The 24938-nt window shown below is 63.2% G+C and carries 26 protein-coding genes; 16 read left to right on the forward strand and 10 right to left on the reverse strand.

Translation table 11 applies throughout. The annotated features are described in order from the left end of the window. Positions 1–45 precede the first annotated feature (45 nt). Positions 46–489 carry a redox-sensitive transcriptional activator SoxR gene (gene soxR / locus QF039_RS18820; RefSeq protein WP_008430848.1) on the forward strand — a complete coding sequence of 148 codons (444 nt, stop codon included), beginning with the start codon at positions 46–48 and terminating at the stop codon, positions 487–489. Positions 490–635: 146 nt separating this feature from the next. On the opposite strand, the gene QF039_RS18825 is transcribed toward soxR, so the two are convergent. From QF039_RS18825 to QF039_RS18835, 3 genes are read right to left on the reverse strand one after another with little or no spacing between them, the layout of a single operon-like run. Further along, entirely contained in the window at positions 636–1406 is a 771-nt protein-coding gene (locus QF039_RS18825) for a MetQ/NlpA family ABC transporter substrate-binding protein (protein WP_102369600.1), read from the reverse strand. A 29-nt stretch (positions 1407–1435) separates the two neighbouring features. Then, positions 1436–2101 (reverse strand): methionine ABC transporter permease, encoded by a 666-nt coding sequence (locus QF039_RS18830; protein WP_008430846.1) that lies wholly within the window; start codon positions 2099–2101, stop codon positions 1436–1438. Positions 2102–2104: 3 nt separating this feature from the next. After that, positions 2105–3328 (reverse strand): SfnB family sulfur acquisition oxidoreductase, encoded by a 1224-nt coding sequence (locus tag QF039_RS18835; RefSeq protein WP_307520041.1) that lies wholly within the window; start codon positions 3326–3328, stop codon positions 2105–2107. 235 nt (positions 3329–3563) lie between these two features. Here QF039_RS18835 and QF039_RS18840 point away from each other — a divergent pair, with 235 nt between their 5' ends. The 4 genes from QF039_RS18840 (at position 3564) to QF039_RS18855 (ending at position 7630) form a co-directional block, all read left to right on the forward strand. Continuing rightward, a complete protein-coding gene (locus QF039_RS18840) occupies positions 3564–4025 on the forward strand; it encodes a VOC family protein (protein WP_307520043.1) in 462 nt (153 codons plus the stop codon). Positions 4026–4263: 238 nt separating this feature from the next. Further along, complete coding sequence (locus tag QF039_RS18845; RefSeq protein ID WP_087695267.1) at positions 4264–5139, forward strand: alpha/beta fold hydrolase; 876 nt, start codon at positions 4264–4266, stop codon at positions 5137–5139. Between the two features lie 98 nt (positions 5140–5237). Beyond that, the gene (gene dctA, locus QF039_RS18850; RefSeq protein WP_003207293.1) at positions 5238–6542 is read left to right on the forward strand and encodes a C4-dicarboxylate transporter DctA; all 1305 of its coding nucleotides are present in this window, start codon (positions 5238–5240) and stop codon (positions 6540–6542) included. A gap of 173 nt (positions 6543–6715) precedes the next feature. Next, positions 6716–7630: a LysR substrate-binding domain-containing protein gene (locus QF039_RS18855; protein WP_307520046.1), complete on the forward strand. Its 915-nt coding sequence runs from the start codon at positions 6716–6718 to the stop codon at positions 7628–7630. Between the two features lie 386 nt (positions 7631–8016). Here QF039_RS18855 and leuD read toward each other — a convergent pair whose 3' ends face one another. Both leuD and leuC read right to left on the reverse strand, forming a co-directional pair. Next, positions 8017–8631, reverse strand: coding sequence for a 3-isopropylmalate dehydratase small subunit (leuD, locus tag QF039_RS18860; protein ID WP_003208984.1), 615 nt, complete (start codon positions 8629–8631; stop codon positions 8017–8019). After that, on the reverse strand, positions 8628–10049 hold the full coding sequence (gene leuC / locus QF039_RS18865; RefSeq protein ID WP_003208986.1) for a 3-isopropylmalate dehydratase large subunit: 1422 nt from the start codon (positions 10047–10049) through the stop codon (positions 8628–8630). Before leuC ends, leuD begins: the two co-directional genes overlap by 4 nt. A 251-nt stretch (positions 10050–10300) precedes the next feature. On the opposite strand from leuC, the gene QF039_RS18870 reads away from it, so the two are divergent. The 8 genes from QF039_RS18870 to QF039_RS18905 are packed head-to-tail and all read left to right on the forward strand — an operon-like array spanning position 10301 to position 16455. After that, complete coding sequence (locus QF039_RS18870) at positions 10301–11503, forward strand: PepSY domain-containing protein (protein ID WP_307520049.1); 1203 nt, start codon at positions 10301–10303, stop codon at positions 11501–11503. Then, positions 11500–12039, forward strand: a complete 540-nt coding sequence (locus QF039_RS18875) for a hypothetical protein (protein WP_008431660.1) — start codon at positions 11500–11502, stop codon at positions 12037–12039. The genes QF039_RS18870 and QF039_RS18875 overlap by 4 nt, the downstream gene beginning before the upstream one ends. Further along, positions 12036–12365, forward strand: a complete 330-nt coding sequence (locus QF039_RS18880) for a hypothetical protein (RefSeq protein ID WP_177042805.1) — start codon at positions 12036–12038, stop codon at positions 12363–12365. Before QF039_RS18875 ends, QF039_RS18880 begins: the two co-directional genes overlap by 4 nt. Continuing rightward, entirely contained in the window at positions 12362–12922 is a 561-nt protein-coding gene (locus QF039_RS18885) for a DUF6162 family protein (protein WP_102605703.1), read from the forward strand. The genes QF039_RS18880 and QF039_RS18885 overlap by 4 nt, the downstream gene beginning before the upstream one ends. Positions 12923–12948: 26 nt before the next feature. Continuing rightward, entirely contained in the window at positions 12949–13869 is a 921-nt protein-coding gene (locus tag QF039_RS18890) for a metal ABC transporter substrate-binding protein (RefSeq protein ID WP_023659272.1), read from the forward strand. Then, on the forward strand, positions 13866–14612 hold the full coding sequence (locus QF039_RS18895; protein WP_307520056.1) for a metal ABC transporter ATP-binding protein: 747 nt from the start codon (positions 13866–13868) through the stop codon (positions 14610–14612). The genes QF039_RS18890 and QF039_RS18895 overlap by 4 nt, the downstream gene beginning before the upstream one ends. Beyond that, on the forward strand, positions 14609–15508 hold the full coding sequence (locus tag QF039_RS18900) for a metal ABC transporter permease (RefSeq protein ID WP_003208998.1): 900 nt from the start codon (positions 14609–14611) through the stop codon (positions 15506–15508). The genes QF039_RS18895 and QF039_RS18900 overlap by 4 nt, the downstream gene beginning before the upstream one ends. Further along, a complete protein-coding gene (locus QF039_RS18905; RefSeq protein ID WP_003208999.1) occupies positions 15508–16455 on the forward strand; it encodes a metal ABC transporter solute-binding protein, Zn/Mn family in 948 nt (315 codons plus the stop codon). Before QF039_RS18900 ends, QF039_RS18905 begins: the two co-directional genes overlap by 1 nt. A 149-nt stretch (positions 16456–16604) precedes the next feature. Here QF039_RS18905 and QF039_RS18910 read toward each other — a convergent pair whose 3' ends face one another. The 5 genes from QF039_RS18910 to QF039_RS18930 form a co-directional block, all read right to left on the reverse strand. Beyond that, a complete protein-coding gene (locus tag QF039_RS18910) occupies positions 16605–16829 on the reverse strand; it encodes an MbtH family protein (RefSeq protein ID WP_003209001.1) in 225 nt (74 codons plus the stop codon). 80 nt (positions 16830–16909) lie between these two features. Beyond that, complete coding sequence (locus QF039_RS18915; protein ID WP_087695097.1) at positions 16910–18310, reverse strand: aspartate aminotransferase family protein; 1401 nt, start codon at positions 18308–18310, stop codon at positions 16910–16912. A 150-nt stretch (positions 18311–18460) separates the two neighbouring features. Next, positions 18461–19234: an N-acetylmuramoyl-L-alanine amidase gene (locus tag QF039_RS18920; RefSeq protein ID WP_003209007.1), complete on the reverse strand. Its 774-nt coding sequence runs from the start codon at positions 19232–19234 to the stop codon at positions 18461–18463. 123 nt (positions 19235–19357) lie between these two features. Continuing rightward, the gene (locus QF039_RS18925; protein WP_307520060.1) at positions 19358–20677 is read right to left on the reverse strand and encodes an ATP-binding protein; all 1320 of its coding nucleotides are present in this window, start codon (positions 20675–20677) and stop codon (positions 19358–19360) included. Beyond that, a complete protein-coding gene (locus QF039_RS18930; protein ID WP_003209011.1) occupies positions 20677–21357 on the reverse strand; it encodes a response regulator in 681 nt (226 codons plus the stop codon). The genes QF039_RS18925 and QF039_RS18930 overlap by 1 nt, the downstream gene beginning before the upstream one ends. 175 nt (positions 21358–21532) lie before the next feature. On the opposite strand from QF039_RS18930, the gene dsbD reads away from it, so the two are divergent. From dsbD to dsbG, 3 genes are read left to right on the forward strand one after another with little or no spacing between them, the layout of a single operon-like run. Continuing rightward, complete coding sequence (gene dsbD / locus QF039_RS18935; RefSeq protein ID WP_307520064.1) at positions 21533–23263, forward strand: protein-disulfide reductase DsbD; 1731 nt, start codon at positions 21533–21535, stop codon at positions 23261–23263. Next, positions 23263–24132, forward strand: coding sequence for a TlpA disulfide reductase family protein (locus QF039_RS18940; protein WP_087695093.1), 870 nt, complete (start codon positions 23263–23265; stop codon positions 24130–24132). Before dsbD ends, QF039_RS18940 begins: the two co-directional genes overlap by 1 nt. Further along, on the forward strand, positions 24108–24869 hold the full coding sequence (gene dsbG, locus QF039_RS18945; RefSeq protein WP_307520067.1) for a thiol:disulfide interchange protein DsbG: 762 nt from the start codon (positions 24108–24110) through the stop codon (positions 24867–24869). The genes QF039_RS18940 and dsbG overlap by 25 nt, the downstream gene beginning before the upstream one ends. The last annotated feature ends 69 nt before the right edge of the window (positions 24870–24938 follow it).

Genomic DNA, 24938 nt, shown 5'->3' on the forward strand with positions numbered 1-24938 from the left:
ACGCAGGGTAAAACCTCTAGTTAAGTCAAGGTCAAGGGCTTTTTCATGGTCACCAAAGAACTCACCGTCGGCCAACTGGCAGCCCGCAGTGGCGTGGCGGTTACCGCGCTGCACTTTTATGAAACCAAGGGGTTGATCAAGAGCCACCGCAACGCCGGCAACCAGCGGCGCTATCCGCGGGATGTGTTGCGCCGGGTGGTGGTGATCAAGATTGCCCAGCGTTTGGGCATTCCCCTGGCGACGATCCATGACGCGCTGCAAACCTTGCCCGATGGCCGCACGCCCAACGCTGCCGATTGGGAGCGCCTGTCTGCGCTATGGCGTGAGGACCTGGACCAGCGCATCGAAAAACTGATGTTGCTGCGGGACAAACTCAACGGCTGTATTGGCTGCGGGTGCCTGTCGCTGGAGGCGTGCCCGCTGCGCAATCACGACGACGTACTGGGTGAGCGCGGGCCTGGGGCACAACTCTTGGAGCCGTCCACATAATGGCGGGGTAAAACTCGATCAATGTGGGAGCGGGCTTGCTCGCGAAAGCGGGGTGTCAGTCGCCAGATGCAGTGGCTGATCCACCGCCTTCGCGAGCAAGCCCGCTCCCACACAAGCCCGCTCCCACATTTTGATCGCCGTCAGACTTAGAATCCCGGGGCAATCTGGCCTTTATAGCGGGTCAGGATGAACTGGCGCACTTCATCGGAGTTCAACGCCTTGGCCAGTTTCTGGATGCCAGGGTCATTGATGTTGTCCGGGCGCGCGACCAGGTACTCCACATACAGGCTCTTGCCCTTCTCGACGATCAACGCGCTGTTGGTGTCGATCCCTGCTTCCAGGGCGTAGTTGGCAAACACGAACGCCAGGTCCACCTGGCTCACCGAGCGGGCCAGCAACGCACCTTCCAGTTCACGAATTTTCAGGTGCTTGGGGTTTTCAACGATATCCCGCGGCGTGGCCAGGGTGTTGCTCGGGTCCTTGAGCTTGATCAGGCCGGCTTCGTCCAGCAGCACCAAGGCGCGGCCAGTGTTGACCGGGTCGTTGGGGATCGACACTGTCGCGCCGTCTTTCAACTCCGAGATATTTTTGATCTTGGTCGAGTACGCGCCGAAAGGCTCGATGTGCACACCGACCACCGGCACGAGGTTGGTATTCCGGGTCTTGTTGTAGTCATCCAGGAATGGCCGGTACTGGTAGTAGTTGGCGTCGATGTTCTTCAGCGCCAGTTGCTGGTTGGGCTGGATGAAATCGGTGAAGACCTTGATTTGCAGGTCCACGCCTTCCTTGGCCAGCACCGGCTTTACGAACTCGAGGATCTCGGCGTGAGGCACGGGCGTGGCGCCGACGACCAGCGTCTCGTTGGCAACGGCATTGAAGGACAAGACAGCGGCCAAGATGGCCAGGGATTTTTTCATGGTTGCTCCGAAGGCATTAGTTATAGGAATCAACGGCGGCTGTAATGCGCCACCAAACGGTCACCGGTCATCTGCAGGGCCTGCACCAGCACCAACAGCAGCAACACGGTGACCACCATCACGTCGGTCTGGAAACGCTGATAGCCGTAGCGGATAGCCAGGTCGCCCAGGCCACCGCCACCGATCACCCCGGCCATGGCGGTGTAGTCCACCAGCACAATCGCGGTGACAGTGACCGCTGCCAGCAGCCCGCCCCGGGCTTCCGGCAACAGCGTGTGGCGGATCACCTGCCAGGTGCTGGCGCCCATGGATTGGGTGGCCTCCACCACGCCACGGTCGACTTCGCGCAAGGCGGTTTCCACCAGCCGCGCAAAGAACGGCGTACAGCCCACCACCAACGGCGGAATGGTGCCGGCCACGCCCAGGGAGGTGCCCACCAGCAAGGTGGTCACCGGGATCAGCACAATCAGCAGGATGATGAACGGCAGCGAGCGCAGCACGTTGACCACCACCGACAGCGCCCGATACACCACCAGGGTTTCGTGCAACTGGCGCTTGCCGGTGAGGAACAACAGCACCCCCAGCGGCAACCCCAGCAGCACGGTAAAACCCAGGGCCGCGCTGAGCATGCTCAGGGTTTCCAGGCAGGCTTGGCCGATGTCGGCCCAATAGATGTTTTTAAACAGCTCGGCCATGGTTCAGGACCAATCGTGACGCGGTGGCTTGGCGCCGTTGAGCAGCCAGTTGCCCACCACGTGATACTTCCAGCGCACCGGGTCATGCAGGGTATGCACCCGTGCATTGCGCCAGTGACGGTCGAAGTTGTGCTTCTTCAGGGTGGAGCGGGTGCCGCCGAGTTCGAAGAGCTTGTTGCTGGCTTCAATGGCGATTTCAGTGGTCAGTACCTTGGCTCGCGCGACAGCCAGGGAGGCGTGGGCAACGTTGTCTTCATCGGGTGCCGGGCGCGCGGCGTCCAGGGCCTTTCCGGCCCGCTCCAGCAAGGCTTCCGCCGCTTCCAGGCGAATATCCAGCGCGCCGACCTGGATGATAGTCAACGGGTCTTCACTGGCTTTTTCCACCTCGGCATCGATCCATGGACGGGCGAATTGACGGACGAACTGCACCGTGTCACGCAACGCGGCACGGGCGATGCCGGCATCGATGGCGGCGGTGGTCAATTGAGCGAAAGGCCCGGCCAGGGTCGGCGAATCGTAGGAACGATGGGTAGGAAACAGATTGAACGCCGGCACCTTCAAGCCTTCGGCCAGCACCGTGCCGCTGGAGGTGGTGCGTTGGCCCATGCTGTCCCAGTCGTCGACCACCACCAGGCCTTCAGTGCCGCGCGGCACGAACGCCAATTGCGCATTTTGCTGTTCATCCAGCGCCAGCACCGCCAGCCAGTGGGCATACAGCGAACCGGTGCAATAACCCTTGCGACCGTTGATCACATAGCCATCGCCTTGCTGGCGAATGGTCGCCTGGATGTCCTGGACGTTCTTGCCGCCGGTTTCCGACAGCGCATTGGCAAACCGATGCCCTTCCAGCGCCAGGCCAAAAAAGTACGCCTGCTGCTCGGGCGTACCTTGCAGGCGGATATCTTCCAGCAGGCAGTAATGGTTCTGCGGGATTTGCCCCAGCGAAGGGTCGGCCGCCGAGATAATCGCAATCACCTGGGCCAACACCGCGTAGGACACCTGGGCACCACCAAACTCGCGGGGCACGCTGATGCCCCACAGGCCGCTGTTGGAATACAGGTCGACGACCTCCGCAGGCACCTGGCGGGTGCGGTCGCGCTCGGCGTCCTGCTCCAGCAACACGGCAGCAACCCGGTGGGCAACGGCCAGTGCGTGGGCCTCGTCGCGGATCAACTCGGCGTGGGGCGTGTGAATCGGGTAATCGGCAGATACAGGCAGTACAGACATACAACGCTCTCGGGCGAATGGTTTGCCAGAGGCATTGCAGCTTCTGTGCCTGAGGCGCCTGGCCTTCAAACACAAGGGTTTGCTCCCGATATACGCGCGGCAGACCGCCCTTGGCGCAGCAAACTGCCGGTTTGCTGTTGCCTGGGCAACACCTCGTCGGCTGCCCGCAAGCCACGGCGCACGTGGCCTATAGTGAAAAAGCCGTCCCTCCACAACCACCATCAAGGAGAACGATATGAGCGTTAAACCCATTCCCGAGGGCTACCACAGCATCACGCCGTACCTGGGCATCGACAAAGCCGCTGAAGCCATCGAGTTCTACAAACGAGCCTTTGGTGCCACCGAAGTCATGCGCCTGGACATGCCCGACGGCAAGATCGGCCATGCCGAACTGCGCATTGGCGATTCGGCGATCATGATGGCCTCGCCCTGTAGCGAAATGTCGTTCGGCAGCCCGGGAAAAGAACACCCCAGCGTGTGCCTGCATCTCTATGTGCAGGACGTCGACCAACAGTTCGCCCAGGCCATCAAGGCCGGCGGCACGGCGATTTCAGAACCCAAGGATCAGTTTTACGGTGACCGTTCCGGGACGCTGAAAGACCCCTTCGGGCATGTGTGGTTCCTGGCCACGCGCAAGGAGGACTTGACCGAGGCGCAGGTTCGCCAGCGTGCCGAGGCGTTGTTCAAGCAAGGATGAAGTCGCCTGGGCGACGCAACCCAACGGTAGGAACTGGCTCGCCTGCGATGGCATCACCTCGGTGCGACTGATACACCGAGTTGCCTGCATCGCAGGCAGGCCAGCTCCCACCGTTGACCTGCACTGCCTGAAAGATCGGGCTTCAACACACTTCATGAACAACCCCTCCACGCTTTCCCCCTTGCCCCGGGCGCCGTGTGATTTCAGGATGCAAGCAATCATCACAAGGAGTCATTCCATGTTCGCCGGATTCCAAAAAGACCAGCGCCACGTCAACGGCGTGGACATCTGCTACCGCAAAGGCGGCACAGGTCCCGGCCTGCTCCTGCTGCACGGGCACCCGCAGACCCACGTCATCTGGCACAAGGTCGCCGAGCAACTGGCCGAACACTTCACCGTGGTCGCCGCCGACCTGCGCGGTTATGGCGACAGCAGCAAGCCCGCCGCCATTGACCATCACACCAATTATTCAAAACGTGAAATGGCCCGCGACGGCGTCGAGCTGATGAAAGCCCTGGGCTTCGACGAGTTCTCGGTGCTGGCCCACGACCGTGGCGCCCGCGTCGCCCATCGCCTGGCCCTGGACCACCCCAAGGCCGTGCAGCGCATGGTGCTGCTGGACATCGCACCAACCCTGTCCATGTACGCCCAGACCGACGAAGCCTTTGCCCGCGCCTACTGGCACTGGTTCTTCCTGATCCGCCCGGCGCCGTTGCCCGAGAGCCTGATTGAAGGCAACCCGGAACTCTACCTGCGCAGCGTCATGGGCAGCCGCAGTGCCGGGCTCAAGCCGTTCACCGATGAAGCCTTCGCCGAATACCTGCGTTGCCTGAAACTGCCCGGCACCGCCACCGGGATCTGCGAGGACTATCGCGCCGCCGCCGGCATCGACCTTGAGCACGACCGCGCCGATATCGACAAGGGCAACCACCTGGAGCTGCCGCTGCTGGTGATGTGGGGCGCCGAAGGCACCGTCGGGCGCTGCTTCGAACCCCTCAAGGAATGGCAGAAAGTCGCGACCGACGTACGTGGCAAGGCCCTGCCGGCCGGCCACTACATCGCAGAAGAAATCCCTGAAGTGCTGCTCGGCGAAGTCCTGACCTTCCTTCGCTGAGCCTTTATGAACCGCTGACCTGACCGATCCCGCCCCGCAGGCTTGAAACAGCCTGCGACGGGATCTGCTTGCCCAAAAAACGTCTCGAGATAATAAAAATGACAATCAGAAAACTGCTGGGAACCCTGTATGTGCAGGTGATCATCGCCATTGTGCTGGGCGTGTTGATCGGCAACCACTGGCCTCAGGTGGGCATCGACCTCAAGCCGTTGGGCGACGGGTTTATCAAGCTGATCAAGATGATCATCGGCCCGATCATCTTCTGCACCGTGGTCTCCGGCATCACCAGCATGCACGACGTGAAGCAGGTGGGCCGAGTCGGCGGCAAGGCGCTGCTGTACTTTGAGATCGTCTCCAGCATCGCCCTGGTAATCGGCATCCTCGCCGCGCACCTGCTGCACCCCGGCGTGGGTTTCAACATCGACGTGAAGACCCTCGACACCTCCGCCATCGCCGGTTTTGTCGGCCAGGCCGAACACGGCGAAGGCGTCACCGGGTTCCTGATGCATGTGATCCCCACTACCTTCTTCGACGCCTTCTCCAAAGGCGAAATCCTCCCGGTACTGTTTGTGTCGGTGCTGTTTGGCCTCGGGCTGGTGATGATCGGCGAGAAGGGCCGGCCCCTGGTCGGCGTGATCAACCAGGCCAGCGAAGTGTTCTTCCGCATCGTCGGGATGATCAGCCGCGTCGCGCCGATCGGGGCCTTCGGGGCCATCGCCTTCACCATCGGCAAATACGGCCTGGGCTCGCTGCTGCCGCTGTTGAAACTGGTGGGTACGTTCTACGTCACCGCGTTTTTCTTCGTCGCCGTGGTGCTGGGCAGCATCGCCCGGTATGTGGGGTTCAGCATCTTCAAGCTGCTGACGTACATCAAGGCTGAACTGTTGATCGTGCTGGGCACCAGCTCCTCCGAATCGGCCCTGCCGCAACTGATCCAGAAACTTGAAAGCCTTGGCGCGTCCAAAGGCGTGGTGGGGATCGTGGTGCCCACCGGCTACACCTTCAACCTGGACGGCACCAACATCTATATGACCCTGGCGGTGCTGTTCCTGGCCCAGGCGACCAATATCGACCTGACGCTGGAGCAACAACTGACCCTGCTGGCGGTGGCGATGCTTACCTCAAAAGGCGCCGGTGCGGTGGTGGGCGCAGGTTTTGTCGCGCTGGCCGCCAGCCTCGCGGTGGTGCCGACGGTACCGGTGGCGGCGATGGTGCTGATCCTGGGTGTGGACCGGTTCATGGCCGAATGCCGCTCACTGACCAACATCATCGGCAATGCCGTGGCGGCGCTGGTGGTGGCGGCCTGGGAAGGTGAACTGGATCGCGAGAAAATGGCGCCCATCGCCCTCAAGCACGGCCGCCATGCACGGGCCGCCGCCCAGGCGAAGATCGCCGCCGAGTAACCCTTAAACACCAATCCCCTGTGGCGAGGGAGCTTGCTCCCGCTGGGCTGCGCAGCGGCCCCAAGATCTTTGGGAGCGCTACGCACTCCAGCGGGAGCAAGCTCCCTCGCCACAGAAGCTCCCTCGCCATACCGGTGCTATTCTGGCGGTTCATGCCGCCATGCCTGTTTCTGATGAACAACAAGAAAGATACCGTGCCTCTACCTGAAGACCTGCGGGTATTCCTGACCGTGATCCGCAAGGCCGGCTTTGCTGCGGCTGCCGACGAGCTGGGTTTGTCCCCGGCCTACGTCAGCAAGCGTATCCAGATTCTCGAAACCACCCTCGCCACCCGCCTGCTGCACCGCACCAGCCGCCGTATCGCCCTGACCGAAGATGGCGAGCGTGTGCAGCGCTGGGCCGTGCGGATTCTCGAAGACTTCCAGCAGTTGTCCGACGAGCTTTCCGACGCCCACGACAGCCCGCGCGGCCACCTGCATTTGTGCAGCAGCTTCGGTTTCGGCCGTAACCATGTGGCACCGGCCTTGTCGCTATTGGCCGAACAATACCCGAACCTGGAGATTCGCCTGGACCTGTTCGACCGGGTGGTGGATATCGTCAGCGAGGGTTTCGACCTGGAGATTCGCGTGGGCGACGACATCCCCGGGCAACACATCGGTCGCCGGCTGGTGAGTAACCGGCGGGTGCTGTGTGCGGCGCCCGCCTACCTCGAACGCCGTGGTGTGCCGCAGCACTTGAGCGACCTGGAACAGCACGACTGCCTGGTGCTCAAGGAGCGCGACAACGCGTTTGGCATCTGGCACCTGGAGCGCGATGGCGTGCAGGACAGCGTGCGCGTGCGCGGGCCGTTGTCGTCGAATAACGGCGAGATCGTCTTGCAATGGGCCCTGGACGGGCGCGGCGTGTTGCTGCGTTCGATGTGGGATGTGAAGCCGCTGCTGGAGCAAGGGAAACTGGTGCAGGTGCTGCACGACTACACCCAGAGCGCCAACGTGTGGGCGGTGTACCCGACGCGGCTGGCCTACTCCGGGAAGTTGCGGGCGTGTGTGGAGTTTTTGCAGGAGCACTTCAAGGGGTTGTCGATTTAGCGTGCCGGGTTTGAGTACATATCCGTTGCTGCGGTAACGGCCGCTGACGGTTCTGCTCTTACAGCGGCCTACCGGCCGGCTTGAGTGTTGTAGAGCAAAAAGCCAAATCAAAAGCGGGCACGGTCCAAATGTGGGAGCGGGCTTGCTCGCGAAGATCGTTAACGATGATGCTGGCATTCTGGATGAACGCGGCGCTCTCAGGTTTTTCGCGAGCAAGCCCGCGCCCACAGAAAAGCAGATCTGTTTTCGCTCTGGTCTTTGCTTTTGCTTTTAACACTCAAGCCGGCCGGGAGGCCGCTGTGCTCTTGATTTTGATCTGACTGCCCCATTCAGCCCGAGGCCGAACGCAGGCAGTGCGCAGCAGCCAACCTGCAACTACAGCCCCATCACCCGAGCCAGGGATTGGCCGCCAGATGCTCACGCTCAAACGCCTTGATCTGCTCACTGCGCTGCAACGTCGTGCCAATAGCATCCAACCCCAACAACAACGCAGTCTTGCGCAACGTATCGATCTGGAACGCAATCACCTGCCCGTCCGCCAAAAGAATCTCCTGCGCCTCAAGGTCCACACTGATCTGCGCCTGCTCAGGCTGACTCACCATCTGCCCCAACCGCTGCAACACCGCCTCCTCCAGCGTGATCAACAACACCCCGTTACGCTGGCAGTTGTCATAGAAAATCCCGGCAAAGCTGCTGCCGATCAACGCGCGAATGCCCATCTGCTTCAGGCCCCACACCGCATGCTCCCGGCTGGAACCACAGCCGAAGTTCGGCCCCACTACCATAAAACTCGCGCCCTGCCAGGCCGGCTGGTTCAGCACAAATTGCGGGTCAGGCTCACCCGAGGGCAAAAAGCGCAAATCAAAGAACAACCCGCGATCCAGCCCGTTGCGGTCGATGCCCTTGAGAAACTGCTTGGGCATGATCACGTCGGTGTCGATATTGGCCGCCAGCATCGGCGCCGCCTTGCCGGTGATCCGAGTGAAGGGTTGCAAGCTCATGTGCGGTCTCCAAAGTGGCGAATATCTGTCAGCCGGCCAGTGATGGCCGCAGCGGCGACCATGGCCGGGCTCATCAGGTGCGTGCGGGCACCCGCGCCCTGGCGGCCTTCGAAATTGCGGTTGGTGCTGGAGGCGCAGCGGTCGCCCGGCTCCAGCACGTCGTCGTTCATCGCCAGGCACATCGAGCAGCCCGACTGGCGCCATTCAAACCCGGCGTCGATAAAGATCGCGGCAAGGCCTTCGGCTTCGGCCTGGTCACGCACTTCGGTGGAGCCCGGCACGATCATCGCCCGCACATGGTCGGCCACGTGCTTGCCGCGCACCACGCTGGCGGCGTCGCGCAGGTCTTCGATGCGGGCGTTGGTGCAGGAGCCGATAAACGCGTGGCTGATCACAATGTCGCTCAACGGCATGCCGGCTTCGAGGCCCATGTAGTTCAAGGCGCGGCGCATGTCCTGGCGCAGGATCAGGTCGCTGATGTCTTGCGGGTCCGGCACACGGGCACCGATGGGCGCGGCCTGGTCGGGGCTGGTGCCCCAGGTGACCATCGGTTCAAGGGCGCTGGCATCCAGTTGCACTTCGAGGTCGAACACCGCGTCGGCATCCGAGTGCAGTTGGCGCCAGCCCACCAGGGCGCGTTCCCACAACTCGCCCTTCGGCGCGCGTGGCTTGCCCTTGAGGTAGGCGAAGACCTTTTCGTCCGGCGCCATGAAGGCTCCACGTGCACCGGCTTCCACCGCCATGTTGCAGATGGTCATGCGCGCCTCGACGCTCAGGGCATCGATGGTCGACCCACAAAACTCAATGGCGTAGCCGGTGGCACCCGAGGCACCGATCTTGCCGATCAGCGCCATGATCACGTCCTTGGAGGTCAGCCCACGGGCCAGTTCGCCGTCCACGGTCACACGCAGGCTTTTCAAACGCTTGTAGACCAGGGTTTGCGAGGCCAGCAAATGCTCGATTTCCGAAGTGCCAATGCCAAAGCCGAACGCGCCCAAGGCCCCGTAAGTGGTGGTGTGGCTGTCGCCGGCGGCGATCACCATGCCCGGCAGGATAAAACCCTGTTCCGGTGCGATCACGTGTTCGATGCCCTGGCGCTTGTCGAGGATATCCAACAGCTCGATCCCGAAATCCCGGCAGTTTTCCGCCAGGTACGACACCTGGCGCGCGCCGCCCGCATCCGGCATGGTCGCGATGCGCTTGGGCGTGGTGGGGTTCACATGGTCGACCACCGCCAACGCCGTACCGGGCCGCCACACACCACGGCCCGCCTCGCGCAAGCCGCTGAAAGCTTGCGGGCTGGTGTATTCATTGATCACCTGGCGGTCGATGTACAGCAGCACATGGCCCTGGTCATCCAGGCGGCACACCGTGTGGGAATCGATGTGTTTGTCGTAGAGGGTTCTGGCAGAAGTCATTATGGGGCTCGCTCAACGGTATGACCCCATCATAGGCAGCGCCCCCGCCCCATCAATCCCGCCTTGGTGATGGCTCGGAACATGTTTCGTGTTGCATGAATGCGTATCTGAAACATTTACTTTCATATCCGCCTTAGGGTTTTGTGTTTCTCATCCGTCTTAACTTAGATACAGCCGCTCGCGTCAGCAAAAGCTACGGGTGGCGTTTTCCGGGCCTTTACCGCCTCCCTCCGATCAAGACCCTCATTCACATGTCGAAGAAGTCACGCTCAAAACTCTGGTTTCTCGTGCACAGCTGGCTGGCATTGCCCATCTGGTTCTTTGTGCTGATCGTCTGCGTCACCGGCACCCTGGCGGTGGTCAGCCAGGAGATCGTCTGGCTGGCCAACCCGGACATCCGCGCCAGCAAGCCGTCGGACGATGCCGAACCGCTCACCTACGACCAGGTGATCGGCGCCATCAAGCGCGCCGAACCCCAGGTGATCGTCGAATCCCTGAGCCGCCCGGACGAATCGCACTTCGCCCTCAGCGCCGACCTCAGCTACCCCGACGGGCGCTCGCTGGAGGTCTACGTCAACCCATACACCGGGGTGATCCAGGGCATCAGCCCATCGTTCAACTTCCAGCAATTTACCCGTGCCCTGCATGGCTGGTGGCTGGTGCCTTTCACCAATGGCTACAGCTGGGGCTGGTACCTGGTCTCGCTGCTGGGCTTGCCGCTGCTGGCCTCGCTGGTCACCGGCCTCGTGGTCTACAAGCGTTTCTGGAAAGGTTTTTTCAGGCCGACCCTGCGCATTCGTCACGGTGCGCGGATTTTCTGGGGCGACTTCCACCGGTTGAGCGGCATCTGGTCGATCTGGTTTATCGCGGTGATTTCCATCACAGGCACCTGGTTCCTGATCCAGGCGATCCTGGGTGATAACCAGATCACCATTTCCAGCGAGCCGATCGTCCCGGCGATTGCCCGCGACAAAGTGCCGATGTCCGCCCCGGGCGTACCGGCGCCCATGATTCCCCTGGACGAGGCGATCAACATCGCCACCCAGCGCATTCCCGGGCTTGAGGCCAGCTTCGTGAGCCTGCCCAGCAACGCCTACAGCCACCTGCGCATCGGCGGGCGTGGCTGGTACCCGCTGATGTTCCAGACCGCGGAAATCAACCCGTACAACGGCGAAATCGCCGCCTCGCACCTGCTGTCCGACCGTTCGGCCCTGGAGTTCGTCACCGAATCCATGCGCCCGTTGCACACCGGGGACTTTGGCGGGATCTGGATCAAGCTGATCTGGGCCTTCTTCGGCCTGGTGCTGAGCATGATGGTCTTGAGCGGCTTGCTGATCTGGACCAAACGCACGGCCCTGGCCACCCTCAATGCGCTGAAACGCGAAGCCAAGGCAGCCCGTCAACCGGCGAAAACCCAGGCCTTGCAGGCTGAGACCACGAAGGCCAACCCATGAACAAGGCCATGACGGTTCAACCCCCCTCGCCCCTGCGGGCCTTCTGGCTCAAATGGCGCTTCCATATCAATATCCTGCTGTTGCTGGTGCCCCTGGGCTTCATGCCCAAGTACTTTGCCGACGCGGCGCTGTTTCGCGGCGACAGCGGCCTGGGTGAACGGGAGATCGGCGAAGTACAGGTCGGCCCCTGGAGCCTGAAGCTCGCCGAACTACGCAACGAGCCGCCGCGCCCGGACCCGGCAGGCCCGATGAAATCCTTCAACGCTGCCCTGTGTGCCACGTGCATCGACCAGGTCAAGGCGACCTACCTGCGTATCGGCAAGCCCCGCAGCCTGCGGGCGGCCGGGGTGATTTTCTTCGGCACCCCATACCGCATGGGCGCTGCGTTGCCGATCCCTGAGCGCACCCCGCTGGACGCCGAAGTGTGGATCACCATGGAAGGCTGGGACGGCGCCATGCACCAGGCCTCCATTCCCTTGAGCCAGGCTTCGCCGGCCACCATCGACTGGCTGAAAAAACGAGGAGTTAAACCATGACCTTGCAGCAATTGGCCCGCGCCTGTGGCGTGCTGATCCTCGGCGCCGGTTTCAGTACCGTCGCCCTGGCCCACAACCCGATGTGCGAATGCAAGGAAATCGCCGGCGAGCAGATCCAGTGCACCGGCGGTTTCTCCGATGGCAGCGGTGCCCCCGGCGTGACCCTGGACGTGATCGGCTACGACGAGACCATCCTGGTGCCCGGCAAGCTGGGAGAAGACTCGAAGCTGACCTTCAAGAAACCCTCCGCCGAGTTCTACGTGCTGTTTGATGCCGGCCCCGGCCACGTGGTGGAAATCGACCAAGCGGATATCCAGCCCCAATGAGCCGTACAACCCAAGTCGTGCGCCCGGCCGGTGCCGGGCACGAAACCCTGTATGTCCTGCTGTTGTGCCTGATCATCCTCGCCGTTGCCGGCACGGTGGTGGCCTTGCGCGGTGAAAGCCAGGAGATCGCCGCCGTGCCCAGCCACCAACTGGACGCCCGCCGCGACCTCAGCGCCGCCGAGCAAGGCATCTATGCCGACCTGCGGGTGACCCTGGATGAAATCCACTTGCTGCAGGAGGAACACAGCGCCCTGCCGACGCCTGAACAGCTGGCCGAAGAGGGCTTCGCGCCCTTCGCCCAGGACGCCAGTTCGGTGAGCCGTGGCGACCACCGCTGGCAGTTGCTGGACGCGGCCTATCTGGGCCTGAGCCAGACGCCGGACCTCAGCGGTTCGCTGTTGATGCGCATCCGCGGCGCCGAGCCGGATATCTGGCTCAACCGCAGCGCCCACCTCACCGCCCCCACCGACCTCACTGACCAGGCGCTGATCAGCGCGGGCTGGCAGCAGGTAGTCGCGCAATTCGATGCCGGTGTCACCCGCCAGCATCGTCACTGAATTCACGTTGCAGCCGAGAGAAGACCATGTCTATTTCATCTCCATTATTACGTCTGGTGCTGGTCGGCCTGATCACCGTGCTGCTGGCCCCGTTCGCCAGTGCCGACCCGGCAAAACGCCTGCGCATCGGCATCACCCTGCACCCGTATTACAGCTACGTCGCCAATATCGTCGGCGACAAGGCTGAAGTTGTCCCGCTGATCCCGGCCGGTTTCAATCCCCATGCCTACGAGCCCCGTGCCGAAGACATCAAGCGCATCGGCACCCTCGATGTGATCGTGCTCAACGGCGTCGGCCATGACGATTTCGCCGACCGTATGATCGCCACCAGCGAGCGCCCGGACATCCCGGTGATCGAGGCCAACGCCAACGTGCCGCTGCTGGCCGCCACCGGCAACGCTGCGCGCGGTGCGGGCAAAGTGGTCAACCCGCACACCTTCCTGTCCATCAGCGCCTCGATTGCCCAGGTGAACAACATTGCCCGGGAACTGGGCAAGCTCGACCCGGACAACGCCAAGACCTACACCCAGAACGCCCGCGCCTACGGCAAGCGCCTGCGCCAGATGCGCGCCGACGCCCTGGCCAAGCTCACCAGCGCGCCCAACCCCGACCTGCGGGTGGCCACCGTGCACGCGGCATATGACTACCTGCTGCGGGAATTCGGCCTGGAAGTCACCGCCGTGGTGGAACCGGCCCACGGCATCGAGCCGAGCCCCAGCCAGTTGAAGAAAACCATCGACCAACTGCGGGAACTGGACGTGAAAGTGATCTTCTCGGAGATGGATTTCCCGTCCAGCTACGTCGACACCATCCAGCGTGAATCCGGGGTGAAGCTGTACCCGCTGTCGCATATTTCCTATGGCGACTACAGCGCGGAAAAATACGAAGTGGAAATGACCGGCAACCTCAACACCGTGGTGCGGGCGATTCAGGAGTCCGGGGCATGACGGCGGCTGAACACCTGAGTGTGGCCAGCGTTGGCCCGACCCTCGACTTCGATAACGTCGCGCTGACCCTGGGCCGTACGGTGATCCTCGATGCAGTGAGTTTCCAGGTGCAGCCCGGCAGCATCCATGCGCTGGTGGGCCCCAACGGCGGCGGCAAAAGCTCGCTGATCAAGACCCTGCTGGGGCAAACGCCGCACCAGGGCCAGTTGAGCCTGCATTGGCCGGATGCACCCGGCACCATCGGCTACGTACCCCAGGCGCTGGAGTTCGACCGGGGCTTGCCGATGACCGTCGACGATTTCATGGCCGCGATGTGCCAGCGGCGTCCGGCGTTTCTCGGGCTGTCCAAACATTACGCCGCCGCGATTGGCGACGCACTGGAGCGGGTCGGCATGCAGGACAAGCGCAAGCGGCGCATGGGTGCCCTGTCTGGCGGTGAACGCCAGCGGGTGCTGCTGGCCCAGGGCTTGATCCCGGCGCCGCACTTGCTGGTGCTGGACGAACCGATGTCGGCGCTGGACGAAGCCGGGATCCAGGTGTTCGAGCGGCTGCTGAACGATTGGCGCCAGGCCGGGATCACCGTGCTGTGGATCGAACACGACCTGGAAGCCGTCGGCCGCCTGGCCGATCGCGTCACCGGCCTGAACCGCCGTGTGCTGTTCGACGCCAAGCCGAAAGAGGCACTGACCCCGGACCGCCTGCTGACCCTGTTCTCCACCCACCCACGGAGCCCGGCCTTATGAGCTATGAAGCCTTTCGCCTGATGGTCCAGGGCTGGGCGTCTTCCGGGTATCTGCCGGAAGCGCTGGCCTATGGATTTGTAGTCAACGCCCTGCTCGCCGGCCTGCTGATCGGCCCGGTGCTGGGCGGTTTGGGCACCCTGGTGGTGGTCAAGCGCTTTGCGTTCTTTTCCGAAGCCGTGGGCCATGCCGCACTGACCGGCGTGGCCGTGGGCATTCTGCTGGGGGAACCCTACACCGGGCCTTACGGCAGCCTGTTCGGCTACTGCCTGCTGTTCGGGATCCTGCTCAACTACCTGCGCAACCGCACCGGCCTGGCGCCGGACACGCTGATCGGCGTATTCCTCTCGGTGTCCCTGGCCCTGGGCGCGAGCCTGCTGCTGATTCTGGCGGGCAAGATCAACGTGCACATTCTCGAAAACGTGCTGTTCGGCTCGGTGCTGACCGTCAACGGCAATGACCTGCTGGTGCTGGCGATTGTCGGCGCATTGGTGATGGCCCTGGCCCTGCCGCTGTACAACCGCATCATGCTCGCCAGCTTCAACCCGCAGTTGGCGGCGGTGCGCGGGGTGGCGGTGAAGACCCTGGACTACCTGTTCGTGATCCTGGTGACCCTGATCACCGTGGCGGCGGTCAAGGTCATCGGTGCGATCCTGGTGGGTGCGTTGCTGGTGATTCCGGCGGCCGCCGCACGCCTGTTGAGCCAATCGCTCAAGGGCTTCTTCTGGATCTCGGTGGTGATCGCCACCGTCAGCACCCTGTGCGGGATCCTGCTGCCGATCATCTTCGACCTGCCGATTCCGTCCGGTGCCGCGATCATCCTGGTAGCCGGTATCGCCTTCGCCCTCGCCGCCATCGCCCGCGGCACGGTCCCCAGCCTGAAAGGGAATCTTGGATAATGCGCCCGATGTTTCGACCACTGCTTCTGGCCCTGGCCATTGCCACACCGGCATTCGCCGCCGACGGCGTCAAGCCGCTACAGATCACCGCCAACCAAGGCGTTGGCCATGCTGCCTTGAACCAGGCCAAGGCGACAAAACCGGTGAAAGTCCTCGCCGCCTTGCCGATCACCTATGGCTTGGCGCAGGTGTTGCTCAAAGGCACTGATGTGCAGCTTGAGCGCGCGGCACCGGCCAACCTGCCCGGCTCGCGGCAAGTCGCCTATTTCACCGGGCGCGGTGCGCAGGCGCTGAACACCCTGGCGCTGGACGCCGATGCAGCCATCGGCCTGCGCTCGCTGTGGCCCGACGACCCGCTGTACCCGGTGGCCCGGCGCAGCAATATCCGCATCGTCGAAGTCGACGCCGCGCGCCCGGTGGACGGCGGCTTGCCGGGGATTGCCGTGCAGCCGGGCGCCACCGACGGCCTGAACAGCCAGCCGTGGCAAGCCAGCAACAACATGGGGCGCATGGCCGATGTGATGGCCGCCGACCTGAGCCGCCTGGCGCCCGAGGCCAAGCCGCAGATCGAAGCCAACCTGGCCGCGCTCAAGCAACGCCTGCTCAAGCTCACCGCCGACAGCGAAGCGCGACTGGCCAAGGCCGATAACCTGACGGTGGCCAGCTTGAGCGATCACTTTGGTTATCTCGTCAGTGGCTTGAACCTGGAGCTGGTCAGCACCGATGCAAGGGCGGATACCGAGTGGACACCCGAGGCGTTGCAGCAACTGAGCGAAGGCTTGAAGGAGAATGAGGTGGCCGTGGTGCTGCATCACCGCAAGCCAAGCGATGCAGTGCAGGCGGCGGTCACGGCGGGCGGGGCGAAGTTGCTGGTGCTGGGCACCGATGGCGCCGACCCGGTGGCGGAACTGGAAGGCAATGTGGATCAGGTGATCAAGGCGCTGTAACGCGCCTCTCACCGGCGAAACACAGTAAATGTGGGAGCGGGCTTGCTCGCGAATGCGGTGTGACAGTCAACACATACGGTGACTGAAACAACGCCTTCGCGAGCAAGCCCGCTCCCACATTTGAGTCGGTGTTATGCCCGAGGTCCGGGTCAGCCGGCAAGTGCCTGGCTATCCATCTTCTGGCGCAGGCTCAGCGGGCGCATGTCGGTCCACACTTCTTCGATGTAGGCCAGGCACTCCTTCTTCATCCCGCTTTTGCCCACGGTGCGCCAGCCTTCCGGCACGGCCTTGTAGTCGGGCCAGATGGAATATTGTTCTTCATGGTTGACCACTACCTGAAACAGGATGTCTTCGCGGTCGAATACTGAGGTCATTGCTGTTCTCCGTCGGTGTAAGGCTGGCTGCGCACCACGCACAGCTGATGTAAGAAGGAACGTGCCAGCCCGATAAAAAATTAGAGGCTGGTGACCGACGCCGCCAGGGCGCGACCAAAAATCTCGGCCACACGGTCGATTTCTGCGGCAGTAATCACCAGCGGCGGCAGGAAACGCACGACGCTGCCGTGTCGCCCGCCCAGTTCGAGAATCAACCCGCGCTTGAGGCATTCACGCTGCACCAGCGGCGCCAGTTGGCGATGCACCGGCGGGTGGCCCTGGGCATCAGGCGCACCGGCGGGGTCCACCAGTTCCACACCGAGCATCAGCCCACGGCCACGAATGTCTCCCAACTGCGGGAAGTCGCGCTGCAGGATGCGCAGGTGTTCGCCGAGGCGCTCGCCCATGGCGGCCGCGTGGGCGGGAATGTCGTGGTCCTTGAGGTAACGCATCACCGCCGAGCCGGCCGCCATGGCCATCTGATTACCGCGGAAGGTCCCGGCATGGGCGCCCGGCAACCAGGTGTCGAGCCAGTCGCGATACACCACCACCGCCAGTGGCAGGCTGCCGCCGATGGCCTTGGACAGCACGACCACGTCCGGGACAATGCCGGCATGTTCGAAGGCAAACATCTTGCCGGTGCGACCAAAGCCGCTCTGGATTTCGTCGACAATCAACGCCACACCAGCCTGCTCGGTAATGCGCCGCAGGCCGCGCAGCCAGTCGAGATCAGCCGGGATCACGCCGCCCTCGCCTTGCACCACCTCGACGATCACCGCCGCCGGCAGCAATACACCGGCCTCGGGATCGTTGAGCAGGTTTTCCAGATAATGCAGGTTGACCTTCACCCCTTCCGCGCCGCCCAGCCCGAACGGGCAACGGTAGTCGTATGGGAATGGCAGGAATTGCACGCCATTGCCGAGCAACGCGCCCAGTGGCTTCTTCGGCCCCAGGCTGCCCATCAGGCTCAGGGCGCCCTGGCTCATGCCGTGATAACCGCCCTGGAATGACAACACCGTGCTCCGCCCGGTGGCGGTGCGCACCAGTTTCAGCGCGGCCTCCACCGCATCGGTGCCGGTGGGGCCGCAGAACTGGATCTTGGCTTCCTGCGCCAGCGCCGGCGGCAGCAGGCCGAACAGGTCCTGCACGAATTGGTCCTTGACCGGCGTGGTCAGGTCCAGGGTGTGCAACGGCAATTCATCGCTCAGCACCTGGCGAATGGCATCGATCACCACCGGGTGGTTGTGCCCCAGCGCCAGGGTGCCGGCACCGGCCAGGCAATCGATAAAGCTGCGGCCTTCGACGTCCTCGACATAGATCCCACGGGCGCGCTTGAGCGCCAGGGGAATGCGCCGTGGGTAGCTGCGGGCATTGGATTCCTGCTGGCGCTGGCGGGCCAGCAGCGGGGTTTCATCGAACTGGTAAAGCGTTTCCGCAGGGACCGCCTGGGTCTCTTCGATACGGCTGGTAGCGACTGACATCTCTCGATCCCTCAATACGCTGATGATGGTGACCAAACTGCCCACCCGTTGGCGCCAGGCCCAAGGGCCGCGCACGGATTTCCTGTTCTGGAAACGCATCAGCGAAGGGAGGATTTACACCTGTGGTCGTTAAAAACAGCTTTAGCGGATTTACCCGGCCACCCCGGTGTATTTTTCATTCAACGCATACAGGATCGCGCAGGTCTGCGCATCCAGCCGCCCACTGTAGTCAGAGGGCCGAAAATGCATCTGGAACGCACGGACACGTTGCTGGAAACCCAGGCGATTTTTCGCCGGGGCATAACCGTAGCGCTGGAACGCCCGCTCCACCTCAACCTCTGGCGGCAGGCCGATGTCGAACCGACGTTGATAGGCCATCTTGGCCACCTCTTCATACCAGGCCCCCACGCCCGCCTCGAACAGGCAGCGCCATGGCAAGCGGGGGCCGGGGTCGCTCTTGCGCCAATAGGCAATGTCGGAATGCCCGAGGATGTCGGTAGGACCGATCGCCGGGTAACGCACCTGAATGTCACGAATCAAGGCGATCAACACGTCAATCTGCTCTGCGCCATAGGCCGGGAAGGTCAACACACCGGCGTCATCCCGGGCCTGGTTGACGATTTCAATGCCGATGGAGCGGCTGTTGAGGTTATCGCGCCCGGCCCAGTGGCTGGTGCCGGCGTGCCAGGCGCGTTGCGCTTCGTCCACCAGGCGAAATACCCGCAACTCGTCATAGCCGGCGGCGCGGTAGCTGGCGTCATGGGGGTCGGCCAACAGGTAGTGGGCACTGAAACCGTCGCGGGTCAGTGCACGCAATGACGAGGCAAAGGGCGCGGCAGTGTAATGCACAATCACCTGGCGCACGGCCTGGCCATTGCGCTCATTGAAGTCGTTTGCGGGATACGTGGAATCGATAACCAACATAGGGGCTGTCCTTTTCAACACAGGCCGAGTCATTCAGCCGGTTCAAACACAAAAAAATGACCGCCATCCTGAAGCGTTGCGCTTGAGGATGGCGGTAGCTATGTGTGCTGTGAAAAGAAGGTTTCAGCGCCGCAACGGCATGCCCAGGTCGACGCGCATGCCATCGGCCTGGCTGTCGAATTTCAGGGAGCACGAGCAGCGCTGCACGATGGCCTGGACGATCGCCAACCCCAGGCCGCAACCCGGGCTGTTGCCGTTGCGCCAGAAGCGCTGGGTCAAGTGTTGCAAGTCTTCGCTGGAAATCGGCGCGCCATGGTCACGCACCCGGAACACCACATTGTCGCCAGCGCTGGACACACTCAGCTCCACCCGAGTATCGGCCGGGGTGTGGCGCAACGCGTTGTCCAGCAGGTTGCGCAGGGCCGCGACGGCCAGGCCCACCGGCATTTCCAAAGGTTTTTCGGACAAACCGTCTGCCAGGATCAGGTCAATACGCTGATTGTCGCCGCCGTTGGCATCCTGGATCGCCAGTTGCGCAACTTGCTCGGCACTCGATTGCAGGCCGTCATCAAACGACAGGCTGCCTTCGACCCGCGCCAGCAGCAGTAACTGCTCAAGGGTGCGGTGCAAGCGGTCGGCGCCCTCTTCAGCGTGGGCCAGGGACTGGTCACGGGCGGCGCCTTCGGTCATGCGCGCCACTTGCAGGTGGGTCTTGATCGCAGTCAACGGGCTGCGCAATTCGTGGGCCGCGTCACCGGTCAAGCGGCGTTCGCGTTCGATGGTCTTGGCGATGCGTTGCAGCAACTGGTTCTGGGTGTCGAGCAGTGGCTTGAGTTCGCTGGGCAGCGGGCTGATCTGCAACGGTTCGAGGGAGTCGGCACTGCGGCGCATCAAGGCGTCACGCATGCGGTTGAGCGGCAACAGGCTCTGGCCGATCCCCAGCCACAACAGGCACAGGCAGCCCAACAATGCCACGCCCACCGGCACCGAGGCGGCCAGCAGGATCGACAGGTTCAACGCTTCACGCTCCACCTGCCGGTCGGCGGTGGTGATAAACAAATCGCCACGGGACAGGGTAAAGCTGCGCCAGCCCACGCCATCAATCATCTGGTCGCGAAAGCCGCTCTTGCGCGACTCCAGGCCCTGGTCCGGCGTGGTGTGGCTGCGGGCCAAAACCACGCCGCGCAAGGAACTGACCTGGCACGCCATACCGCCTGGCACATTCAATTGTTCGGCGCTGAAGTGCGCGCCCTCCCCCGTGCTGGAGAGGCCGGGCATCTGCTCCATCAGCCCTGCCACCATGCGCGCCGACGCCACCAGGCGCTGGTCGAGGGAAAACATCATCTGGTTGCGCAGGTCGTTGAGCATCCACGCGGCGGCCAGGGCCCAGATCAGCACAAAGGCCGCACCGAGCTTGAAGGTCAGCCGCAGGCGCAGGCTCATCACGAAGCGTCCTCTCCACCGTCAGCCGGGCCCAGGCGATAGCCCAGGCCGCGCACGGTTTCGACGATGCCGTTGCCGAGTTTGCGCCGCAGGTGGTGGATGTGCACGTTGAGGGCGTTGCTTTCCAGTTCGTCGTTCAGGCCGTAGACGCTGTCCTTGAGTTGCTCGCTGGAGAGCACCCGGCCACGGTTTTGCAACAGGGCCTGCAACAGCGCCTGCTCGCGGCGGGACAGGTCCACCGACTCACCGCCCAGCAACGTTTCGCGGCTGCTGGGGTTGTAAGTCAGGCGCCCGTGCTCGATCAGATTGACGCTGCGCCCGGCTACCCGGCGCAACAGGGTGTGCAGGCGTGCGGCGAGTTCGCGCAGGTCGAAGGGCTTGAGCAGGTAGTCGTCGGCACCGGCCTGCAGGCCGTCGACGCGGTTGGTCACCGAATCCCGTGCGGTCAGGATCAGCACTGGAATCTCCAGGCCCTGGCTGCGCAGTTGCTGCAACAGCTTCAAGCCGTCTTCATCCGGCAGGCCGAGGTCGAGTACCATCACGTCGAATTCCGCCACCTTGAGCATCGCCCGGGCAGCCGCAGCCGTGCCGACGCGCTCGACCGTCAGGCCCTGGGCGCTGAGCCCGGCAACAATGCCGCTGGCGATCAGCTCGTCGTCTTCACAGACCAGTACGTGCATGGTGAACCCTTTGCAAAATGTGAGGGTGATTAAAAAGGCAGTGGATTAAGCGTGCATTATGCCGCCAACGCCAAGAATCCCGGATAATCGCTTCTTTCTAGGATAGCCCGGTTAATCATCGGTTAATCAACGCCACACATTGTGTGTCCCACTTGCTTCGAACTAAGGCTTGATCATGCGGCATCTGTTTATCTTCCTGCTGGTGTTGTTTGCTGGATTCACCCAGGCCGCGCCTGGCAACAATCCATTCGAGACCAAACCCGACTTCCTCCCGGTGGGCAAAGCCTTCACCTTTACCTCCGAGCGTCTGGCCTCCGGCGAAACCCAGTTGTATTGGCAGATTGCCGACGGTTACTACCTGTACCAGCAGCGCATGAAATTCGATGGCCTGGCCGAAAAGCCGACGTTGCCCCAGGGCGAAGCCCACAGCGACGAGTTCTTTGGCGAGCAGCAAGTCTATCGCCAGGGCCTGGAAGTGAAGATTCCCGCCGGCGCCACCGGCCAGGTCAAGCTCGGCTGGCAAGGCTGCGCCGATGCCGGCCTGTGCTACCCGCCGCAATCGATCACCGTGGACCTGGGCGGCAACCCTGCCGTCGCCGCCACCGGCCAGGCCCAGGACCAAAGCCTGGCCAGCGGCCTGCAACAACGCAGCCTGGGCTGGAGCCTGCTGGTGTTCTTCGGCCTGGGCCTGCTGCTGGCCTTTGCCCCGTGTTCCCTGCCGATGTTGCCGATCCTCGCCGGCCTTGTGGTCGGCAGCGGCGCCAGCCCACGGCGCGGCTTTGCCCTGGCCGCCAGCTACGTGGTGTGCATGGCGCTGGTGTATGCCGCGCTCGGTGTATTGGCTGCGCTGCTCGGCGGCAACCTCGCCGCCCTGCTGCAAACCCCGTGGATCCTCGGCAGCTTCGCTGCGTTGTTTGTGATTCTCGCCCTGCCGATGTTCGGCTTCTTTGAACTGCAACTGCCGGCCTTCCTGCGCGATCGCCTGGACAACGTCAGCCGCAACCAAAGCGGCGGCAGCCTGGTAGGCGCCGGCGTGCTCGGCGCCCTGTCCGGCTTGCTGGTGGGCCCGTGCATGACCGCGCCCCTGGCCGGCGCGCTGCTGTACATCGCCCAAAGCGGCAACGCCTTGCACGGCGGCCTGATCCTGTTTGCCATGGGCATCGGCATCGGCGTGCCGCTGTTGCTGCTGGTGACCGTGGGTAACCGCTTCCTGCCCAAGCCTGGCACCTGGATGAATATCCTCAAGGGCATCTTCGGCTTCCTGTTCCTCGCCACCGCCGTGCTGATGATTCGCCCGGTGGTCGGTGAAACCCTGTGGCTCGGCCTGTGGGGTGTGCTGGCGCTGGTCATGGCCTACTGCGGCTGGCGCCTGGCCCGCGATTTCGGGCGTACCGCCATGCTGTTCGGTGCCGGTTCGCTGGTGCTGGGCCTCTGGGGCAGCGTATTGGTGATCGGCGCGGCCGGCGGCAGCGACGACCTGTGGCAACCGCTGAAGGTCTACAGCGGCTCGCGGGTAGCCGGTGCTCCCACCGCCCACGAAGCCTTCATGACCATCAACGACCCGGCCGTACTGCAAAGCCAGCTCGACAGCGCCAAGGCCCAGGGCCAATGGGTGCTGGTGGACTACTACGCCGACTGGTGCGTGTCGTGCAAGATCATGGAAAAACAGGTGTTCGGCAAACCCGAGGTACTGGACGCCCTCAAGGATGTGCGCCTGCTGCGCCTCGACGTCACCGCCGACAACGCCGCCAGCCGCGAGCTGCTGGGCCGCTACAAGGTCCCCGGCCCGCCGAGCTTCGTCTGGATCGGCCCCGACGGTGAAGAGCGCCGCGCCCAGCGCATCACCGGCGAAGTCGACGCCGCCGCCTTCCTGCAACGCTGGACCCAAGCCCGGGAAGCCCTCTGATGCTGACACTGACCATCGGCACCTTCGCCATCGCCCTGAATCACTTGCTGCTGATCACGGCGTTGATCCTCGCCACCCTGGTGGGCTGGCGGGTGGCCAAGCGCGGCGGCGAGAACCCCGAGTCGGTGCTGTTCACCCTGTTTCTGCTGGGCATGCTCGCCGCACGCGTCAGCTTCGTATTGATGTACTGGTCGTACTACCAGAATGACCCGCTGCAAATCGTCGACCTGCGCGACGGCGGTTTTCTCGCCTGGCCCGGCGTGATCGTGCTGATCATCGGCGCGCTGATCTACGGCTGGCGCCGCCCGCTGCTGCGCAAGCCACTGAGCGCCGGCGTGATCACCGGCCTGGCGTTCTGGGCCTTGACCAGCCTGTCCCTGACCCTCTACGAAAAAGGCACGCACCTGCCGGACATTGCCCTGCGCAACGCCAATGGCGAAACCGTGCAACTGGCCGACTACAAGGGCGGCCCGCTGGTGATCAACCTGTGGGCCACCTGGTGCCCGCCGTGCCGGCGCGAAATGCCGGTACTGGAAAGTGCCCAGCGCCAGCGCCCGGACGTGACCTTCCTGTTCGTCAACCAGGCCGAAAGCATGCAAAGCGTCGCCACCTACCTGGCGACCCAGGGCCTGAACCTGGATAACGTGCTGTTCGACGCCAGCGGCCGCCTCGGCCAGGCCGTCGGCTCCATGGCCTTGCCTACCACCCTCTTCTACCAACCTGATGGTCGCCTGATCAACAGCCACCTGGGCGAACTCTCACAGGCCAGCCTGGCCCGCGCCATGGAGCGCTTCGAGCCGACCCCCGCCAAACCGGCCCTGCCGGCCACCACAAGGAATTCGCCATGCTCCGCCTCCGCCACCTGCTGACACTCCTGCCCCTGACCCTGGCCGCCAGCCTGGTCCACGCCGAAGACTGGCCGGCGCCGATCAAGAACATCGAAGCCAAGGGGGCCAAGATCATCGGCAAGTTCGATGCGCCCAGCGGCCTCACAGGTTACGCGGCGCAATACCAGAACCGCGGCATGGCGCTGTACCTGACCGCAGACGGCAAAAGCGTGATTGCCGGCAACCTGTACGATGCTGATGGCAACGACCTGAGCACCGCCCCCCTGGAAAAACTGGTGTATGCGCCCATGGCCAAGGAAGTCTGGGCCAAGATGGAACACAGCAACTGGATACAGGACGGTAACAAGGATGCGCCGCGCATCGTGTACCTGTTCAGCGACCCGAACTGCCCGTACTGCAACATGTTCTGGGAACAGGCGCGGCCGTGGGTGAAGTCGGGCAAGGTACAGTTGCGGCACATCATGGTGGGGATTATTCGTGAGGACAGCCCGGGCAAGTCGGCCGCGCTGTTTGCCGCCAAGGATCCACAGCAGGCCCTTGAAACCCATGAGGCTGCCGGTAAGGGCAGCAAGCTGCAGGCGCTGGAGAAGATCCCGGCGGATATCCAGGCCAAGCTCGATTCGAACATGAAGTTGATGGACGAGCTGGAGTTGTCGGCGACGCCGGCGATTTTCTATCTGGATGACAAGGGTGGGTTGCAGCAACAGCAAGGAGCGCCGTCGCCGGATAAGTTGGTGAAGATTCTCGGGCCGAAGTAAGCGGCGACCAGTCTGACGCCTTCGCGAGCAAGCCCGCTCCCACCTTTTGAATGTATTCACAGTTCAAAA

It is taken from the genome of Pseudomonas sp. W2I6 (assembly GCF_030815935.1).
GTDB lineage: Bacteria > Pseudomonadota > Gammaproteobacteria > Pseudomonadales > Pseudomonadaceae > Aquipseudomonas.

Excerpts from the sequence above, each read along its gene's own strand:
- QF039_RS18845 (WP_087695267.1), top strand. The coding sequence starts at position 4,264 with ATGTTCGCCGGATTCCAAAAAGACCAGCGCCACGTCAACGGCGTGGAC.
- QF039_RS18840 (WP_307520043.1), top strand. The coding sequence starts at position 3,564 with ATGAGCGTTAAACCCATTCCCGAGGGCTACCACAGCATCACGCCGTAC.
- QF039_RS18925 (WP_307520060.1), bottom strand. The coding sequence starts at position 20,677 with ATGAGCCTGCGCCTGCGGCTGACCTTCAAGCTCGGTGCGGCCTTTGTG.
- QF039_RS18895 (WP_307520056.1), top strand. The coding sequence starts at position 13,866 with ATGACGGCGGCTGAACACCTGAGTGTGGCCAGCGTTGGCCCGACCCTC.
- QF039_RS18875 (WP_008431660.1), top strand. The coding sequence starts at position 11,500 with ATGAACAAGGCCATGACGGTTCAACCCCCCTCGCCCCTGCGGGCCTTC.
- QF039_RS18880 (WP_177042805.1), top strand. The coding sequence starts at position 12,036 with ATGACCTTGCAGCAATTGGCCCGCGCCTGTGGCGTGCTGATCCTCGGC.
- leuD (WP_003208984.1), bottom strand. The coding sequence starts at position 8,631 with ATGAGCTTGCAACCCTTCACTCGGATCACCGGCAAGGCGGCGCCGATG.
- QF039_RS18920 (WP_003209007.1), bottom strand. The coding sequence starts at position 19,234 with ATGTTGGTTATCGATTCCACGTATCCCGCAAACGACTTCAATGAGCGC.
- QF039_RS18890 (WP_023659272.1), top strand. The coding sequence starts at position 12,949 with ATGTCTATTTCATCTCCATTATTACGTCTGGTGCTGGTCGGCCTGATC.
- dctA (WP_003207293.1), top strand. The coding sequence starts at position 5,238 with ATGACAATCAGAAAACTGCTGGGAACCCTGTATGTGCAGGTGATCATC.
- dsbD (WP_307520064.1), top strand. The coding sequence starts at position 21,533 with ATGCGGCATCTGTTTATCTTCCTGCTGGTGTTGTTTGCTGGATTCACC.
- QF039_RS18940 (WP_087695093.1), top strand. The coding sequence starts at position 23,263 with ATGCTGACACTGACCATCGGCACCTTCGCCATCGCCCTGAATCACTTG.
- QF039_RS18910 (WP_003209001.1), bottom strand. The coding sequence starts at position 16,829 with ATGACCTCAGTATTCGACCGCGAAGACATCCTGTTTCAGGTAGTGGTC.
- QF039_RS18825 (WP_102369600.1), bottom strand. The coding sequence starts at position 1,406 with ATGAAAAAATCCCTGGCCATCTTGGCCGCTGTCTTGTCCTTCAATGCC.
- QF039_RS18900 (WP_003208998.1), top strand. The coding sequence starts at position 14,609 with ATGAGCTATGAAGCCTTTCGCCTGATGGTCCAGGGCTGGGCGTCTTCC.
- QF039_RS18905 (WP_003208999.1), top strand. The coding sequence starts at position 15,508 with ATGCGCCCGATGTTTCGACCACTGCTTCTGGCCCTGGCCATTGCCACA.
- QF039_RS18855 (WP_307520046.1), top strand. The coding sequence starts at position 6,716 with ATGAACAACAAGAAAGATACCGTGCCTCTACCTGAAGACCTGCGGGTA.
- soxR (WP_008430848.1), top strand. The coding sequence starts at position 46 with ATGGTCACCAAAGAACTCACCGTCGGCCAACTGGCAGCCCGCAGTGGC.
- QF039_RS18835 (WP_307520041.1), bottom strand. The coding sequence starts at position 3,328 with ATGTCTGTACTGCCTGTATCTGCCGATTACCCGATTCACACGCCCCAC.
- QF039_RS18885 (WP_102605703.1), top strand. The coding sequence starts at position 12,362 with ATGAGCCGTACAACCCAAGTCGTGCGCCCGGCCGGTGCCGGGCACGAA.
- leuC (WP_003208986.1), bottom strand. The coding sequence starts at position 10,049 with ATGACTTCTGCCAGAACCCTCTACGACAAACACATCGATTCCCACACG.
- QF039_RS18870 (WP_307520049.1), top strand. The coding sequence starts at position 10,301 with ATGTCGAAGAAGTCACGCTCAAAACTCTGGTTTCTCGTGCACAGCTGG.
- QF039_RS18830 (WP_008430846.1), bottom strand. The coding sequence starts at position 2,101 with ATGGCCGAGCTGTTTAAAAACATCTATTGGGCCGACATCGGCCAAGCC.
- dsbG (WP_307520067.1), top strand. The coding sequence starts at position 24,108 with ATGCTCCGCCTCCGCCACCTGCTGACACTCCTGCCCCTGACCCTGGCC.
- QF039_RS18930 (WP_003209011.1), bottom strand. The coding sequence starts at position 21,357 with ATGCACGTACTGGTCTGTGAAGACGACGAGCTGATCGCCAGCGGCATT.
- QF039_RS18915 (WP_087695097.1), bottom strand. The coding sequence starts at position 18,310 with ATGTCAGTCGCTACCAGCCGTATCGAAGAGACCCAGGCGGTCCCTGCG.